Source organism: Buttiauxella sp. WJP83, from assembly GCF_027594725.1.
GTDB classification, from domain to species: Bacteria; Pseudomonadota; Gammaproteobacteria; order Enterobacterales; family Enterobacteriaceae; genus Buttiauxella; species Buttiauxella selenatireducens.
The window spans coordinates 3,606,354-3,622,285 of sequence record NZ_CP110080.1 but is presented as its reverse complement, the minus strand read 5'-3'; the positions used below and the strand labels follow the sequence as shown (position 1 = coordinate 3,622,285).

At 50.2% G+C, this 15,932-nt stretch carries 16 protein-coding genes; 6 read left to right on the top strand and 10 right to left on the bottom strand.

Annotated elements, in window-relative coordinates:
• The first annotated feature begins 32 nt into the window (after positions 1-32).
• Positions 33-854 (top strand): GNAT family N-acetyltransferase, encoded by an 822-nt coding sequence (locus OH773_RS16750; RefSeq protein ID WP_270140197.1) that lies wholly within the window; start codon positions 33-35, stop codon positions 852-854.
• A gap of 96 nt (positions 855-950) precedes the next feature.
• Entirely contained in the window at positions 951-1,304 is a 354-nt protein-coding gene (locus OH773_RS16745) for a DUF1428 domain-containing protein (protein WP_270140194.1), read from the top strand.
• A 49-nt stretch (positions 1,305-1,353) separates the two neighbouring features.
• Here the strand turns inward: OH773_RS16745 and norW are convergent, their stop codons facing one another.
• Both norW and norV read right to left on the bottom strand, forming a co-directional pair.
• Complete coding sequence (gene norW / locus OH773_RS16740; protein ID WP_270140191.1) at positions 1,354-2,487, bottom strand: NADH:flavorubredoxin reductase NorW; 1,134 nt, start codon at positions 2,485-2,487, stop codon at positions 1,354-1,356.
• Positions 2,484-3,923, bottom strand: a complete 1,440-nt coding sequence (norV, locus tag OH773_RS16735; protein ID WP_270140189.1) for an anaerobic nitric oxide reductase flavorubredoxin — start codon at positions 3,921-3,923, stop codon at positions 2,484-2,486. Before norV ends, norW begins: the two co-directional genes overlap by 4 nt.
• A 218-nt stretch (positions 3,924-4,141) precedes the next feature.
• Between norV and norR the strand changes: the two genes are divergently transcribed.
• Positions 4,142-5,656 (top strand): nitric oxide reductase transcriptional regulator NorR, encoded by a 1,515-nt coding sequence (gene norR / locus OH773_RS16730; RefSeq protein ID WP_270140187.1) that lies wholly within the window; start codon positions 4,142-4,144, stop codon positions 5,654-5,656.
• Between the two features lie 24 nt (positions 5,657-5,680).
• On the opposite strand, the gene OH773_RS16725 is transcribed toward norR, so the two are convergent.
• On the bottom strand, positions 5,681-7,240 hold the full coding sequence (locus tag OH773_RS16725; RefSeq protein WP_270140184.1) for an EAL domain-containing protein: 1,560 nt from the start codon (positions 7,238-7,240) through the stop codon (positions 5,681-5,683).
• 142 nt (positions 7,241-7,382) lie between these two features.
• Here OH773_RS16725 and OH773_RS16720 point away from each other — a divergent pair, with 142 nt between their 5' ends.
• On the top strand, positions 7,383-8,105 hold the full coding sequence (locus OH773_RS16720) for a GntR family transcriptional regulator (protein ID WP_270140182.1): 723 nt from the start codon (positions 7,383-7,385) through the stop codon (positions 8,103-8,105).
• On the opposite strand, the gene OH773_RS16715 is transcribed toward OH773_RS16720, so the two are convergent.
• Positions 8,093-9,292 carry an enolase C-terminal domain-like protein gene (locus OH773_RS16715; protein WP_270140180.1) on the bottom strand — a complete coding sequence of 400 codons (1,200 nt, stop codon included), beginning with the start codon at positions 9,290-9,292 and terminating at the stop codon, positions 8,093-8,095. The two genes, OH773_RS16720 and OH773_RS16715, sit on opposite strands and share 13 nt — an antisense overlap.
• Positions 9,293-9,607: 315 nt before the next feature.
• Here OH773_RS16715 and OH773_RS16710 point away from each other — a divergent pair, with 315 nt between their 5' ends.
• A complete protein-coding gene (locus OH773_RS16710) occupies positions 9,608-10,978 on the top strand; it encodes a PTS transporter subunit EIIC (RefSeq protein WP_270140178.1) in 1,371 nt (456 codons plus the stop codon).
• A gap of 2 nt (positions 10,979-10,980) precedes the next feature.
• Here OH773_RS16710 and OH773_RS16705 read toward each other — a convergent pair whose 3' ends face one another.
• From OH773_RS16705 to OH773_RS16690, 4 genes are read right to left on the bottom strand one after another with little or no spacing between them, the layout of a single operon-like run.
• Entirely contained in the window at positions 10,981-11,652 is a 672-nt protein-coding gene (locus OH773_RS16705; protein ID WP_270140175.1) for a methionine ABC transporter permease, read from the bottom strand.
• On the bottom strand, positions 11,637-12,428 hold the full coding sequence (locus OH773_RS16700) for a methionine ABC transporter ATP-binding protein (RefSeq protein WP_270140172.1): 792 nt from the start codon (positions 12,426-12,428) through the stop codon (positions 11,637-11,639). The genes OH773_RS16705 and OH773_RS16700 overlap by 16 nt, the downstream gene beginning before the upstream one ends.
• Positions 12,425-13,234, bottom strand: coding sequence for a MetQ/NlpA family ABC transporter substrate-binding protein (locus OH773_RS16695; protein WP_270140169.1), 810 nt, complete (start codon positions 13,232-13,234; stop codon positions 12,425-12,427). Before OH773_RS16695 ends, OH773_RS16700 begins: the two co-directional genes overlap by 4 nt.
• 18 nt (positions 13,235-13,252) lie before the next feature.
• A complete protein-coding gene (locus OH773_RS16690) occupies positions 13,253-14,290 on the bottom strand; it encodes an isopenicillin N synthase family dioxygenase (protein WP_270140167.1) in 1,038 nt (345 codons plus the stop codon).
• A 317-nt stretch (positions 14,291-14,607) separates the two neighbouring features.
• Between OH773_RS16690 and ykgO the strand changes: the two genes are divergently transcribed.
• Entirely contained in the window at positions 14,608-14,748 is a 141-nt protein-coding gene (ykgO, locus tag OH773_RS16685; RefSeq protein ID WP_034458060.1) for a type B 50S ribosomal protein L36, read from the top strand.
• Positions 14,749-14,788: 40 nt separating this feature from the next.
• On the opposite strand, the gene OH773_RS16680 is transcribed toward ykgO, so the two are convergent.
• Together OH773_RS16680 and maa are read right to left on the bottom strand one after the other, a co-directional pair.
• Positions 14,789-15,247 carry a YlaC family protein gene (locus OH773_RS16680; RefSeq protein WP_270140163.1) on the bottom strand — a complete coding sequence of 153 codons (459 nt, stop codon included), beginning with the start codon at positions 15,245-15,247 and terminating at the stop codon, positions 14,789-14,791.
• Positions 15,248-15,349: 102 nt separating this feature from the next.
• Positions 15,350-15,916, bottom strand: a complete 567-nt coding sequence (gene maa, locus OH773_RS16675; RefSeq protein WP_270140161.1) for a maltose O-acetyltransferase — start codon at positions 15,914-15,916, stop codon at positions 15,350-15,352.
• Positions 15,917-15,932: the final 16 nt, after the last annotated feature.

Genomic DNA, 15,932 nt, shown 5'->3' with positions numbered 1-15,932 from the left:
TGAAGCCAAAACCCCGATTCGATGAGGTAACAATGCATAGTGAGGTCATCAGCAACGCGGCGGCACACTGGAATAGCTATCAGCTAGCAGACATTTTGTCCCACTGCTTTGAAGGATATCTGGTTCCTTTCACCATTGACGGTGAAACCTTTGCAGTGCGTTTTGCGGCAGAAGATATGAGCCTGAATGACAGTCGAGTCTGGACGCAGAATGGTGAACCGAAAGCGCTGGCAATTATTAGTCGGCGTGGACAAACCAGCCGTCTTGCCGCCTTCGCGATTCGTCCTGAGTTACGCGGGCAAGGGTTCGGCAGACAGTTTATGCAGCAACTGATCGATGAAGCGCGTGAGCGTGGCGACCGAAGCATGTGGCTGGAAGTCATTGTCGGCAATGACTCTGGACTTGCGTTGTATGAACGCATGGGATTTGTGCGCCAGCAGACTCTGGTCGGGTTTAACGCCGTCAGTGCTGCGTTGTTTACACAAACGGGCGAATTGCAGGAAATCGACCCGCTGGTAATGGCAAACAAAATGATGACCGATGCCAACCTGCGATTGCCATGGCTGAGTGCGCCAGAAACGCTCTATAAATTACCGGGCAAAGCGTTCGTTTTAAATGATGTGGCGTACGCCATGGTGGCGACCGCTCCTCAAGGGTACAGAGTGCGCATGCTTTATGTTGACCCAGCCGCGCGTGGCCAGGGATTAGCGAAAAAATTGCTGACGTTGCTGCGCGAACGTTTTAGCGGACTTTATACCGCAACGGCTATTCCCGAGCCTGTTGCGCCAGTTTTCTTAAGTAGCGGCTACCGTCAGGATCCCGTTACGCAATATGAAATGTTGCTCAGACTCTGAACAGGCGACATTCATTCTTAACGACTAAACTTATCAATCGTAATCATCACGGGTGGAAAACATCTACCCGTCTTCCCCACACCGTGGAGGTTTACAATGCCTTATGTTGATGGTTTCGTTGTTGCTGTACCGGCAGCCAATAAAGACGCGTATAAGGAAATGGCCGCTAAAGCGGCGCCGTTATTTAAAGAGTTTGGTGCGCTACGCGTAGTGGAATGTTGGGCTGACGATGTGCCCGACGGCAAGCTCACCGATTTTCGTATGGCGGTGAAAGCCGAAGAAAGCGAAGAAGTTGTTTTCAGCTGGATTGAATACCCGTCTAAAGCCGTGCGTGATGCAGCTAATGCCAAAATGATGTCTGACCCACGGATGAAAGAATTTGGCGAGTCAATGCCGTTTGATGGCAAGCGCATGATCTATGGTGGCTTTGCGCCACTGCTCGACGAGTAAAGCGGGCGGTTGGGTGGATGACATCGCGTCATCCACCCAGTAAAAACTGTTAAACCTGAAGTTCGCGCAACAATCCAAATGCCTGTTTCATATGGGCTTCACTCACAATAAACGCCCGCAATTGCTGCTCGATGTCATAACCTTTCGCGATTAAACCTTGCGGCTCGACTGAAATCTGCCAGTGCAAATCACTGCGCTGCGTTTCGCCCGCCAGATGTAACGGCAATTCAGGTGTTTTTACTTTTACCAGCATGGCTGGAAGCGCAAGACCGTCAGCCGCGCCCAACAGATTTTTGGCCAGCGTCATGGCGCTAAATTGAATCGGTTGCAGGAACGGCAGTACCTTGCCGTCTATTTCTGCACAATCTCCGAGCGCGTAGATATTGGCATCGGAAGTCTGCAACTGGCGATTGACCTGAATACCGCGATTCACATCAAGACCGGCGTGTTGCGCCAGCCCGATATTGGAACGCAGGCCAATTGCGGCGACAACCGCATCTACATTGACCATTCTCCCACTACTCAGCGTGGCATTTATGCTTTGTTCTGTTTTTGCCAGTGATTCAAGCCGCTGATTAAACAACAGTTCCACGCCCATTTGATTCAGTCGATGCTGAAGGCGGCTGCTGACTTCAGCAGGCATCAGCGAGGCGAGCAGGCTGGAAGCGTTATCCACCAGAATCACCTGTTTGCCAGCGCGACAAAAATCCATCGCCAGTTCAGTACCAATCAGGCCGCCGCCTAGAATCATTACCCGGCGAGCATCACGCAGCGATGATTCGCAGGCCATAAACTCTTGCTGGCTGTTGAGCGTCAGCATCAACTCTTTACCCGGAATCGGCGGAAGCAGGGCGCTTGAACCGGTCGCCAGAACCAGTTTGTCATACGGCCATTGCTGGTCACCACATTTCACCAGACGTTCGTGGCGGTCGATTGATGAAACCCAGCTATTGGCGTTCAGCGTGAGATTAAACTGCTCGGCAAACTCCCCGGCACGCTGCCGGGTGAGGTCGTCTGCACGTTGGTTCAGGCTGATAACGTGGCTGAGATCGGGCTTGTTGTATTCATCCATACTGTCGGCGGCAATCAGGCGCACAGGAACCTGCGCATCATGCTTGCGGATGTTTTTAACCAGTTGGCGGGCAGCAAAGCCCGAACCGATAATCACAATGCCATGTTTCATTTTGCCTCCGTCGCCAGTACATCAAACACGTCTTTGCCGAGCGAGCATTCCGGGCACAGGAAGGTGTCAGGCACTTCGCTCCACGGGGTGCCAGGTGCGACGTCCTGCATGGATTCACCGGTTGCTGGATCGTAAATCCATTGGCACACGCTGCACTGCATTTGCGGACCTAAGTCAGCGCAGGTTTTCACTTCAGCAACGTTTACCTGCTGTGGGGCAGCAGGTGCTGAAACCAGCGGTGCCAAAGCCCACTGACGGGCAATTTCGCGACCATGCTGGCGGCAGATTTCCAGCGCGTCGAGATCCGGACGCCACTTGGCTTTCAGGCTCATCGACATTTCAAAACCCGCGTCTTGCAAGCGGGTAGACAGGCGGTCTACCGCGCCGCCACTCCAGCCATGGGAACCGAAGGCGCTGGCACGTTTATTACGGAAACGCAGGCCGGTCATTTCCTCAACCAGTCCGGCGATTTTTGGCATCATCACGTTGTTCATGGTGGAGGTGCCGACCAGCACGCCCTTGGAACGGAACACGTTGGTGAGGATGTCGTTTTTGTCGCTGCGGGCCACGTTAAAGATTTTTACCGCCACACTCGGGTCAACTTCATTAATCCCCTGACCAATCGCGTCGGCCATCATTCGGGTGTTGTTAGACATGGTGTCGTAGAAAATCGTGATTCTGTCTTCCTGATAATCTGCCGCCCATTTCAGGTACATTTCGACAATCTGAGTTGGGTTTTCGCGCCAGACCACACCGTGGGAAGTGGCAATCATGTCCACCGGCAGGTTGAAGCCAAGGATCTCGGTAATTTTCGGCGTCACCAAACGGCTGAACGGTGTCAGAATGTTGGCGTAGTAGCGCTGGCATTGTTCGAACAGTTCGCTTTGATCGACCTCGTCGTTGAACAGGCGTTCATCGCAATAGTGCTGGCCGAAGGCGTCATTACTGAACAGTACTGCATCGCCCGTCATGTAAGTCATCATACTGTCAGGCCAGTGCAGCATTGGGGTTTCAACGAAGATCAGCTGTTTGCCGTTGCCAATATCCAGGCTGTCACCGGTTTTCACCACGTTGAAGTTCCATTCAGGATGGTGATGGTGGCCGGTAATGGAGTCAATGGCGTTAGCCGTACAGTAAATCGGAGTATCCGGGATGCAGGACATCAACTCAGTCAGTGCGCCCGCGTGGTCTTCTTCCGCATGGTTGATGATGATGCAATCAATGTCCGCCAGGTCGATTTCACTACGCAAATTCTGCACAAACTCGCGGCTGAATTTGTGGTCGACGGTGTCGATCAGCACATTTTTTTCTTCACGGATAAGATAGCTATTGTAGCTGCTGCCACGCAGCGTTTTGTATTCGGTGCCGTGGAAATCACGCACTTCCCAGTCACGTTGGCCAACCCAATGAATGTTGTTTTTTACTAAAATAGCCATCTGTCATACCTCAAAAAGAATTAAAAAAATGATGCTTGTGTTGGATATATTACAAATGGCGTGCCAACTTTTTATGTTGTTGATTTTAAAGTGTTTTAATGAAGATGGATAAAATTGAATTGTCATAATGACAATGCAAAGAGATGTCGTTTTGACAATTGAATTGTCTTTTTGACTACCGAAGAGTAAGTTAGCGAAATTGTTTTATGGAGCCGCTTATGAGCCTGTCTATTACCTCTCTCGCCAATATTGCTATCGAGCTGCAAAGCGGCATTTCACATCAGGATCGTTTTGCTCGTTTGATTCGCACCTTGCGCCAGCTTTTAGGTGGTGATGCGACGGCGTTGCTGCGTTATGAAGCCCGGCAATTTCGCCCGTTGGCCATTGATGGGCTGGCGGAAGATGTGCTCGGACGGCGCTTCGATTTAGATGCACACCCGCGCCTTGAGGCTATTGCACGGGCAGGGGATGTGGTGCGTTTTCCCGCAGAGAGCGAATTACCCGATCCCTACGACGGGCTCATTCCCGACCATACCGATTTAAAAGTGCATGCTTGCCTCGGCCTACCGCTATTTGCCGATCAAAACCTGATTGGCGCGTTAACCGTCGATGGAATGGACCCTTTGCAGTTCGATCACTTCAGTGATGAAGAGTTGCGTTTGATTAGCGTGTTGGCGGCCGGTGCATTAAATAATGCCATGCTGATGGAACAACTTGAAAATCAAACGCCTGCTGTAGCCATGCTCCCCGCCGCCAGTAAAACCAACAGCACTGAAATGGTCGGGTTATCTGCGGGCATTATGCAGCTTAAGAAAGAGATCGAAATCGTCGCCGGTTCCGATCTCAATGTGCTGATCACCGGGGAAACGGGCGTCGGCAAAGAGCTGGTGGCGCGGGCCATTCACAGTGGTTCGGCGCGTGCCGCCAATCCTCTGGTGTACCTCAACTGTGCGGCATTGCCGGAAAGTGTGGCGGAAAGCGAGCTGTTCGGTCACGTGAAAGGGGCATTTACCGGGGCTATTCACCATCGAACGGGTAAGTTTGAGATGGCAGATAACGGCACGCTGTTTCTGGATGAGATCGGGGAGTTGCCGTTAACGCTACAGGCAAAATTGCTGCGTGTTTTACAGTACGGCGATATACAGCGAGTGGGCGATGACAGCAGCCAAAGAGTCAATGTGCGCGTACTGGCGGCGACCAATCGTGATCTTAAACAGCATGTGCTGGCAGGGGAGTTTCGTGCCGATTTGTTCCATCGTCTGAGCGTGTTTCCGCTGCATGTTCCGCCGTTGCGCGAGCGCGGTGATGACATCACGCTGCTGGCGGGGTTTTTCTGCGAGCAAAGCCGCGTAAAAATGGGGCTTAAACAGGTGGCGTTGAGCGATGCTGCGCGTGATTTACTGCGTCGTTACGACTGGCCAGGGAACATTCGCGAGCTGGAACATGCGCTTTACCGCGCGACCGTGTTAGCGCGTTCAGGCAAGCCGGGCGGTGAAGTCTGGCTTCAGCCGCAACATTTTCAACTGAGCGAAGCAGATACCAAACCGGCTGACATCCAGGGAGAAACCGTGCCGGTGGTGGATAATTTGCGTACCGCAACCGACGATTTCCAGCGCCAGATTATTATCAGTACCCTGGATGCCAACGCCGGAAACTGGGCGGCGAGTGCCAGACAGCTACAATTAGATGTCGCCAATTTACACCGCCTGGCAAAACGCCTTGGCGTGAAATAGTGTCTGGCATTTTTCAGGTGCGTTTCATCCCCTGGCGCTATAGTTTGCGACCCATTCGATGAACTTATCTTTTGGCAGAGCTTTACTGAACAACCAGCCCTGGCCGTACTGCACACCCTGAGTACGTAACCAGGTGGCCTGGACGGGGGTTTCGATCCCCTCGGCGACCATTAAAATCCCCAACGAGTTGGCCATTTCAATGATATGCGGAGTGATATTTTTATATCCAATCGCATCAACAAATGACTTATCTATTTTCAGAATATCGACATCAAGATCCTGTAAATAACTCAGGCTAGAATAGCCCGTGCCAAAATCATCAATATAGATTGCATGACCTGCCTGGCGATATTGCGCAATAATCGGCGCGGTCACTTTCGGATCGGCAAAGCCGCGTTCGGTAATTTCAAATGCTATTTGACCCGGTTTGACGGAGTAACGTGACAAATAAGGGATGATGACTTCCAGTATATGTAAGCTCCGGACATCGCGGGTGCCTAAATTAACTGAAATATGATAATCAGGATGTTGGTGGAGCCACTCGCCCAGCTCGAGGAATATCAGTTCAATGACTTGCTCTGTTAATTGCGTGACCAGACCGGTATGTTCTGCCAGCGGAATAAAGACATCCGGAGTGAGCATGGTCCCGTCTTGCTGCTGCCAGCGAATTAATGCTTCCGCGCCGACACTTTCGCCACTTTCAAGATTCACTATAGGCTGGTAAACCACGCGTAACTCATGGTTTTTGATGGCATCCATCAAACGATTTTGAGGCGATAACAGCCGACGTAAAACACGAAGTAAAAACCATCCTGTGCCGAAGCTGATGATTAATCCCACAGGTAGCCAAATATAGAGTTGCTGATACCAGGCTTCGGTCAGCGGCTCCACTGATGCCCAGGCGATCATAGCCAGGCCAAGATTCTCATCCCGACGAATGACATAGATATTATTATCGCTTTGAAACTCTTCTGCGCCCTGTGCCAGTGGCTTGCGCCAGTCATCTGAAACATAGGTACTGTTTGTGGCGATAAGTTCGTTTTTACCCAGACCCACCATCGCAATATTGAGCGTATAACTTCCAAAAGGAAGCACATCAATAAATGACATGGGGTCGACTAACGCAATATGCGGCGGTTTGCCGATAAAAATCATCTTACGTTTAAAACCCGGTATCGGGGGAGTGGTATACCACGCGCTAAAGCCGTGTTCACCGATGCGATCAGGTTCGCCTAGCCGTTCATTGTAGGCAAACGATTCCAGCGAACTGCACAGAATGCGGTTATCCTTTTCAAGCATCACTTCTTGCACATTGCGATATTCAAGGGCGGTACGGCGCATGGCTTCAGCGTGTGCGTGAGAGCAGGTTTGATCTTTAAAGCGGTTAATATCGTCAACGGCAGAAATAGCGTCGTCGATGACTTGCCCGGTACGCATCAAAGCGTGGTCGGCAAATTCATTCAATTCATTATGAAAAGCTTGTTCAGCTTTACGATGAGCAAGATAAATGCTCAACAAAATGGGAAGCAATACGGCCAAAATAAGGATACCGCTGACCAGGCTGATGAGCTTTCGGGACGTCATTCCGGTAGACCCCGTTATGAGAATAGTTTTTATAATGGTTTTACATAGAAGAGGTTAGTCTATCTCACATGTTTGAGGGATGTTATGTTTTCATGCTAAGTGAGCATGGAATCTTTAGACGCGAGCATCTGGTGAGCATTGAATGAAGAAAAAAGAGTTTGTTATCCAGGATTTGTTGAGCAAAATTTATCAGCATAATGATTCGCAACGACGCAAATTACCCCCAGAGCGTCAGCTTGCAGCAGAATATGATGTTTCGCGTTTCACTATTCGCAAAGCCCTGGAAAGGCTGGTGAGTATTGGGGTGGTTGAAATTATTCAGGGATCCGGGATTTGGATTAACACACAAGCCCGTAATAATCCGCTGGTATATAACTCCATTACCGAAAAACGTTTTGATCAGATGGCGTTTCGTATGGTCAATCTGCATAAAAAGCTACCGAATCGCGAAGAGCAGCAAGTCTTTGGTGTGGATGAAAATGCGTACATCTGGCAGTTTTGCCGCTTGCGATATGTCGATAATCAAAAGGTGCAAATTGAGATTTCACGAATGCCTGTGCAGGATTTCCCCGATCTTAATCAGCAAGTGATTGAACGATCCATTCAACAATATGTGCTCAGTAAAGGATTTCGAATTTCACACCTGCTAACCAGTTATCAGGCCGTATCGATTAGCAAGGAACAGGCAGCATTACTGGAATGTAAAAAAGGGATCCCGGCGATGCATATCATCAACCGCGGGATCCTCGAAGGGGGACGGGTATTTGAAATCAGCGAAATCGTCGATATCAATTATTCCTGTACTTACGTCATCCCCTATAACCATGACAATTTGGCCTGGCGGCAGGGCACTCAGGGAGTATGAATGGCCCCGTTGGGTAAGCGGCTCTGCGTCCACTCATGCGGGCGATACTCCACGGGGAAGGCCTCTGCTTTTTGTTGGTTGAAGCTCACACCAATGCCCGGTTTTTCAATCGGATAGATATAGCCTTGCTCGGCGACTGGCGCGCCAGGGAACACTGATTCGGTATTCGGTTGATTCGGGATAAATTCCTGAATCGCCGCATTGTGCAGATGAATATTTAAATGCGTATTCACTGCCACGCCAATCGGTGTCATATCTCCGGGGCCATGCCAGGCCAGACGCACGCCAAATGCCTGGCAAAGAATGGCGAGTTTGAGCGCAGGCGTTATCCCGCCGATTTGCGAAACGTGGCAGCGGATAAAATCAATGCGCCGATTCACAATGAGATCATGCCATTCAGCCGGGTTATTAAACAGTTCGCCCATTGCCAGTGGAACGGTGGAGTGCGCGCGGACTTGTTCTAACCATGCACTGTGTTGTGGCGGCAGAATATCTTCGATAAACCAGGGTTGGTATGGTTCGAGTGCTTTTGCCAGTTGCACCGCTTGCTGTGGGAATAAACGTTCATGCACATCATGCAGAATATGGAACTGGTTACCGTACTTCTCGCGTAGCGCTTTGAACATCCCCACGGTATTCGCCATGTATTCATCCTGGCAATAATACGCTCCAGGGGTTGGCGATTTCGTGGCGTGCAGCCCTTGTGGCGTACCGCCGTAAAAACCTAACTGACAGCGAATATAGCGATACCCTTGCGCCAGCAGTTTGTCGACTTCGAGGAATAATCCTTCCAGTGTTTCACTGGCGGCGTGGCTGTAAGCGGCGATAGCGTCTTTCGATTTCCCCCCCAGAAGTTGATACAGCGGCATATCTGCCAGTTGGCCTTTAATATCCCAAAGCGCCATATCGACCCCGGCAATCGCGTTGTTGATAACCGGGCCGTTGCGCCAGTAGGCGTTGACCGTCATCATTTGCCACAAGTCTTCAATGTTGTTGGCATCACGCCTGAGAAGCAACGGTTTGAGATATTCGTCGACCATCGCTTTGACGGCCAAAGGGCGCTGCTGGAAAGTGGCACAACCGTGGCCAATCACGCCTTTATCGGTGGTGACGCGCACCGTGACCAGGTTGTGGCGGTCAGGACGGGTGATGAAACATTCGATATTTTCAATAATGGTTGGTTTCACAAAATTACTCCACACCCTGGAATTATTTAGGGCAGTTCATGGGTGGTGACTTATTCAATGTCGGCTTCTGTTATTTACTATCACCTTATTTTTGTGTGCGGGTAAATGTTTTTTTTGCATATTTTTATTGGTCAGGAAAAGAGGCGTGATGTAGATAAAAACCATACCAATTATCGTCTTTTGGTGGTTTAAGTGCCTTTCCATTGGCTAAGTGTGATGTTGTTCAAGTTTTATTGGTTTGTTTTTGTGTTTGTGATTCCCTACCATCATTGGCATTCAACACATAACAATAAGCAATTTTTTCGGGAGTGACAGATGGGGACTCGTGATGCCATTAATAATATTATTCACCTGATAGGTGGTGCGGATAATATTAGTAAAGCCTGGCACTGTATGACGCGCTTGCGCTTCTCTTTGATTGACGAAAATAAAATTGATCAATCTGAGATTAAAAAAATCCCCGGTGTTTTAGGGGCGCAAATTCAGAGCGATCAATTCCAGATTATTATTGGCCCACAGGTAAACAGTTGGTACGAACAATTGAGTCAGGTACTCGGTTCCGCTCCTGAACAAACCGCACCAACCCAGCAGAAGAAAGCACGTAAGAGCCTGGTATCGATGTTTATGGATACGGTGTCAGGCGTGTTTGGCCCGATAGTTCCCGCAATTGCAGGGGCGGGGATGATCAAAGGCCTGCTGGCAGGGCTAATTGCACTGAAAATGGTTTCAGCGAAAAGCGACACGGTCATCGTCATCGATTTGATTGCGAGCGGCGTGTTCTACTTTTTGCCCTTTTTCCTGGCGATATCTGCCGCGCGTATCTTCAAAACCAATGAATATCTGGCTGCTGCGGTTGCCGCATGTTTGATGTACCCGTCGCTGATTGAAGCGGCGAAGGCGCTGGCAACGCATTCACCTAATGCCGTCGATGCGTTCTATTTCCTGAACGTCGTGCCTGTTTCAGTGTTTAACTACGCTTCAAGCGTTATCCCGGTTATTTTCTCTGTTCTGGCACTGAGTTACATCCATCGCTGGGTGGATAAAATCATGCCGGATATTTTGAAAACCGTGTTTACTCCAACGCTCACCCTGTTTCTCGCCGCATTGGTCGCGCTGGTGGTGATTGGGCCTCTGGGGATTTATCTGGGCAAAGCACTGGCGTGGTTTATCGAAGGTTTGTTTGGTGTCTCAGCAAGTTTTGCCGGTCTGGTTGTCGGGGCTATACGTCCGGTGGCCATTTTGACGGGGATGCATCACGCGATGACGCCTATCGCCCTGCAAAACTTTACCGACCGTGGTTACGACATGCTGATGCCCATGATGTTTATGGCCAATATGGCGATTGCGGGTTCCACTTTTGCTATCTGGAAGCAGAGCAAATCACGTGAAGAGCGTGCGGTAGTTCTGCCTGCGGCGATTTCGGCTCTGCTTGGGATTACGGAACCTGCGCTGTTCGGCGTTCTGACTCGCTATAAAAAAGCGTTTATCGCCGCAACGGTGGCAAGTTCCATCGCCTCGGCATTCATCGCCTTCTTCGGTGTGCGTTTGTATGGCTATATTTTGTCGAGTATTTTCAGTTTGCCAGCTTACATCGGCCCGTACTTTATCTTTGCACTGACCGGTGTGGCGCTGGCATTAGGGTTGTCGTTTACGTTGACCACTCTTTTGGTGCGTGAGAAACAATAAATTCAGCGTCGGTGCGCCAGACGGCGCACCAGTCTGTCACCGACGCTTTGTACTAATTGCACCATCACCACTAAAATCACCACGGTGCCGACCATGACCTGATCGTTAAATCGCTGGTATCCGTAACGGATCGCCAGATCCCCCAGTCCACCGCCGCCAATCACTCCTGCCATTGACGAAAACCCAATTAGCATCACGACCGTGAGCGTGATCCCCGCCAGCAGCGCCGGTAGCGCCTCGGGTAACAACACTTTTCCGATGATATGCCAGACATTGCCACCCATCGATAAAATGGCTTCGATGCGGCCTTTGTCGACTTCATCTAATGCGTTTTCCACCACCCGCGCAAAAAACGGAAATGCGCCAATCGTAATGGGAACCACCGCCGCAGTACTGCCCAACGTGGTGCCAATAATAATGCGGGTGAATGGGATTAAGGCAATCAACAGCACAATAAACGGCAGTGAACGCCCGACATTCACCACACTCCCGATAATCTGATTGAAGACCGGCGCGGGTAGCACTCCGTCGCGACGAGTGAGAAACAGCAATACCCCGAGCGGTAAGCCGATTATCACGGTAAACAACGCCGCAAGCCCGACCATGTAAAGCGTATCGAGGGTGCCATCAAGCAGTAATGGCCACAAATCCTCCCAGGCTAAGCGACTTCGCATAACATTCTCCCTGAAACGCCAATCCGGCGTAAAAATGCTTGTTCTGCGGCGTCGCCAGGCAGCAATGCCTGACGCAGACGGGAATAGGGGGTAGCCAGCAATTCAGATAATGAACCGCTTTCAACTAGCCTACCGTTTTCCAGTAGCGCTGCGTGATCGCAAATCGCTTTCACGACTTCCAGTTGATGAGTAATCAACACAATCGTGACGCCCAGCTTGCGGTTAATATCCATTAATAGCGCCAGCACAGAAGCGGTGGTTTCGCTGTCTAAGGCGCTGGTGGCTTCATCACAAAGTAAAACATCAGGGTGCGCAGCAAGCGCCCGTGCGATGCCGACACGTTGTTTTTGCCCACCAGAAAGCTGTGAGGGGAAAGCCTGCGCTTTATCGCTCAGGCCGACTAACTCGAGCAGTTCTGTAATGCGTTTCTGGCGAACTTCACGTGGTTGCCCTGCGATTTCCAGTGGCACGGCAATGTTATCAGCCACATTGCGCGCATGAATCAAATTGAAGTGCTGGAACACCATGCCGGTACGCTGGCGATGAACGCGCAATTCACGGTTATCAAGCGTGGTGATATCCACTCCATTCATCAGAATACGGCCCGACGTGGGCCGCTCCAGTAAATTAAGGCAGCGAATCAAGGTGCTTTTCCCGGCACCACTGCGCCCGAGAATGCCGTAGATTGCGCCATCCGGTACCGTTAGCGAGATATCGTCCAGTGCCGGTTGGCCTGCTCCGGCATACACTTTGCTCAGCCGCTCAAGGGTTATCATGATTGTGGCGCGGCAACCGGGATCACTGAACCGTTAAACTGCTTACGAATGTATTCAGCAACCTGCGGCGATTGCAGATCTTTCGCCAACTCTTTGATACGCGGATCATTAGCCAGGTTTGGATTGGTGACCAGAATATTGGCGTACGGATTGTGCGTCGCACTTTCCAGACCCAGTGCATCTTTCGAAGGGGTTAATCCTGCTTCCAGCGCGTAGTTGCCATTGATGACGGCCAGATCAACATCATCAAGCGAACGCGGCAGTTGTGGTGCTTCGATCTCAACGATCTTCAGCTTCTTAGGATTGCTGGCGATATCACGTGGCGTGGCTTGATTCACCGAGGCATCTTTAAATTCGGATTTCAGCGTGATAAGCCCCTTGTCCTGCAAAAGATAGAGTGCGCGACTCAAGTTGGTAACGTTGTTCGGCAGGGCAATGGTGGCGTTTTCGGGAACCGACTTCAGGTCTTTATATTTGTGTGAATAGATACCAAGCGGTTCGATATGCACGGTCGCCGCGACGGTGAATTTTTTACCCAGCGCTTTTTCCTGATCGCGCAAATAGGGGACGTGCTGGAAATAGTTAGCATCGACATCTCCGTTCGCCAGCAATTCGTTGGCATTCACGCCGTTACTCAACTCAACCACTTTGAGCTTTAAATTAGGATCGAGCTTCTGCACAAATGCGAGGATTTCTGCATGGGGTACGGCATCAGCCGCGATGCGCAAGGTTTCTGCTGCGTGAGCGCTGAAAGCCAGAGTCAAAGACAGCGCGATCCCTGCCAGTTTAAAAGAGGCATTTTTCATGGTGTTTTCCTTTAATGTTTAAGCGATGAGTTCAGTGCTGTTACGCAAGACATCCGGGTAATAACGTTCCGCCACGTCGGGATGTGAACGTAGGCGACCTTTTAGATAATTCCATCCAACATCACGCAGCAACGGGTTGCGAGGATCACTTTCAGGCCCATGGGCGTGCTGTGCGAGTTCAGGCGGCAATGCATAAACCGGGACGACAGCGTCTAACTGAGCGCCGAGGAAAAATGCAATCGACTGGCGTTCCTGGCCTGGTGGAGGGGAAACAACCCGATGTACCGTCGCCCGTAAATAGCCATTGGTGGCAAGCTCCAGCAATTCACCGATATTCACCACAAAACTACCAGGCAGAGGAGCGGCATCTATCCAGTTATCCGGCGAGACTTCGACCTGCAAACCCTGCTGTTGGTCTTGCAACAGGAAACTCAGGAATCCTGAATCTTTATGGGCACCGACACCCTGATTCCCTTCCGTTGCGGGCTTACCTGGATAACGAATCAACTTGATGTGTTCGTTGGGTTTATTGCCGTACAGGTTATCGAAGCTGTTCGCTGGAAGTTCTAACGCCTGCGCAAAAGTACGCAGTAGTTTGAGTGCGACAGCGGTCATTTCACGCTGAAATTGCAACAGGGTAGGTTTCAGAGTCGGTAACGATTCTGGCCACAGATTTGGGCCTTGTAATCGCAGCCAACCGTGCTGTGCGTCATTGACCGGAAGTGCCGGGCGTTCAGCGCCGATATCAAACTGTTCACGCCAGTCTGGTTTACCGCGTGTTAATTCGCTTGCAGCGCGGTTGTAACCACGAAAATGAGGGGAGTTGATCATCGCCACTTTTTGTTTTTCCTCTTCGGGCAAAGAGAAAAACTCGCGTGCTTCATTCTGAACGGCCTGTTGCAGCTCAGTGCTGACACCATGATTAATCAGGTAGAAGAAACCGATGTCACGAGCGGCATGGCGTAATTGTTTAAGAAATGCCGCACTATCGGTGGCGGTGCCATTAAGGGCTAAGAGATCGAGTATTGGCAAGGCCTGGGTCGTTGTTCTGCTCATTCCGGACTCCGCTTAATTCAGATGTATTCCCGACAAATTTTGATTTTTTTACCCAACAACATACATCCCGACAACAGCGCTGATTCATGGTTAATCCCTTTCTTAAATGATTTGTGTTCGTGGAAATTACATTGCCGCAAGCCTGTGTCGCCGCCCAATATTGTTATCTTCTAAGTTATGGCGAGTGGGGGTTCTAAGTATTTTCAGAATCTGGATATCGACGGTGCGGAGAGTTTTGTTGGCAAACGGGCTTGCATTTTTTCCGTTCACTCTTTATTTTATTGTTATGTTATAACATATAAATGAGGGCGTAAGTTATGCAGGTTCTGAATTCATTGCGCAGTGCAAAGCAGCGTCATCCGGATTGCCAGATTGTAAAACGCAAAGGACGGCTGTATGTGATTTGCAAAAGTAATCCGCGATTTAAAGCGGTGCAGGGCGGGAAGAAGCGACGTTAAGACAAGGGGCTTAAGCCCCTTTCTTTACAACTCGGGAAGGCTAAGAACGCCCGAGTGAGAATATATCGTAAAAAGAGAGTTCGCCTTTCGTGGCAACCATTTTATGCAGTAGCGATTTTTGTTGTTCGTCAACACCAGGGGAATGCAGGATTTTATCAATCAATGTCGATGGGACGTTGCGCGTGTTGTACCACTCGCCGTTATAGCAAACGCGTAAATCAAGCACATCAATATCGTCGTAGCGATAGCGAGGGTTCACATCAAAAAAGAAGAAGCCATTCAGTAGTGCAAACAGTACCACCAGTAACCAGACCGAGCCTGCCAGGGTGTCCGACTCCAGCATCACCCACAGTGTGGCAAACCAACCTACCCACATACCGATAAACAGGCCCGGATGTTTGCGAATGAAGCTGATGCTAAAACGTGGACGGTTGTCGCGTTTTTCATCGGTATTAAGTTGCTCGATAGTATCGGTGAGCAGACGCTGAATTTCGGTCATTATGGGCCTTCTGAACGGAAACACGACAGGCAGAGAACAGCTATTCTAAGAAGCCCTGTAAGGGTAAAAAAGTAACAGTTATGCCAAAAAAAACCATAACAGTTACGGGCTGACGACAGGAACCATTTTAATCACACGCGCTGGGTTTCCTGCTACCACCGCATTGGCTGGAATATCTTTCGTGACCACTGAGCCTGAGCCAATCACTACGTTATCGCCGATAGTGACACCGGGATTGATGACCGCGCGTCCGCCAATCCAGACGTTATCGCCAATCGTGACGGGTTTGCCAAACTCAACGCCACTGTTGCGTGTTTTTGCATCCAGCGGATGGGTTGCGGTATAGATATGAACGCCAGGCGCCAGCATGCAGTTTTCGCCAATGTGAACCGGACAAACATCAAGAATGACGCAGTCAAAATTGGCGTAGAAGTTTTTGCCGAGAAAAATATTGTAGCCATAATCACAGCGGAACGACGGCTCAATATAAGCATTAAGACTTTGACCGAGAAGTTGCCCCAGCAATTCTGCCCGTACCGCCTGTTCATCCGGCGCGGTGTGATTAAAGCGATGAATCAAGTGGCGAGCTTTGATGCGGTCATCACGAAGTTGTTGGCAATCAGGGCGATAAAGCTCGCCTGCAATCATTTTCCGTTTTTCTTCACTCATAGCGATGCCTTTAATC

Excerpts from the sequence above, each read along its gene's own strand:
- OH773_RS16750 (WP_270140197.1), top strand. The coding sequence starts at position 33 with ATGCATAGTGAGGTCATCAGCAACGCGGCGGCACACTGGAATAGCTAT.
- OH773_RS16745 (WP_270140194.1), top strand. The coding sequence starts at position 951 with ATGCCTTATGTTGATGGTTTCGTTGTTGCTGTACCGGCAGCCAATAAA.
- norW (WP_270140191.1), bottom strand. The coding sequence starts at position 2,487 with ATGAAACATGGCATTGTGATTATCGGTTCGGGCTTTGCTGCCCGCCAA.
- norV (WP_270140189.1), bottom strand. The coding sequence starts at position 3,923 with ATGGCTATTTTAGTAAAAAACAACATTCATTGGGTTGGCCAACGTGAC.
- norR (WP_270140187.1), top strand. The coding sequence starts at position 4,142 with ATGAGCCTGTCTATTACCTCTCTCGCCAATATTGCTATCGAGCTGCAA.
- OH773_RS16725 (WP_270140184.1), bottom strand. The coding sequence starts at position 7,240 with ATGACGTCCCGAAAGCTCATCAGCCTGGTCAGCGGTATCCTTATTTTG.
- OH773_RS16720 (WP_270140182.1), top strand. The coding sequence starts at position 7,383 with ATGAAGAAAAAAGAGTTTGTTATCCAGGATTTGTTGAGCAAAATTTAT.
- OH773_RS16710 (WP_270140178.1), top strand. The coding sequence starts at position 9,608 with ATGGGGACTCGTGATGCCATTAATAATATTATTCACCTGATAGGTGGT.
- OH773_RS16705 (WP_270140175.1), bottom strand. The coding sequence starts at position 11,652 with ATGCGAAGTCGCTTAGCCTGGGAGGATTTGTGGCCATTACTGCTTGAT.
- OH773_RS16700 (WP_270140172.1), bottom strand. The coding sequence starts at position 12,428 with ATGATAACCCTTGAGCGGCTGAGCAAAGTGTATGCCGGAGCAGGCCAA.
- OH773_RS16695 (WP_270140169.1), bottom strand. The coding sequence starts at position 13,234 with ATGAAAAATGCCTCTTTTAAACTGGCAGGGATCGCGCTGTCTTTGACT.
- OH773_RS16690 (WP_270140167.1), bottom strand. The coding sequence starts at position 14,290 with ATGAGCAGAACAACGACCCAGGCCTTGCCAATACTCGATCTCTTAGCC.
- ykgO (WP_034458060.1), top strand. The coding sequence starts at position 14,608 with ATGCAGGTTCTGAATTCATTGCGCAGTGCAAAGCAGCGTCATCCGGAT.
- OH773_RS16680 (WP_270140163.1), bottom strand. The coding sequence starts at position 15,247 with ATGACCGAAATTCAGCGTCTGCTCACCGATACTATCGAGCAACTTAAT.
- maa (WP_270140161.1), bottom strand. The coding sequence starts at position 15,916 with ATGAGTGAAGAAAAACGGAAAATGATTGCAGGCGAGCTTTATCGCCCT.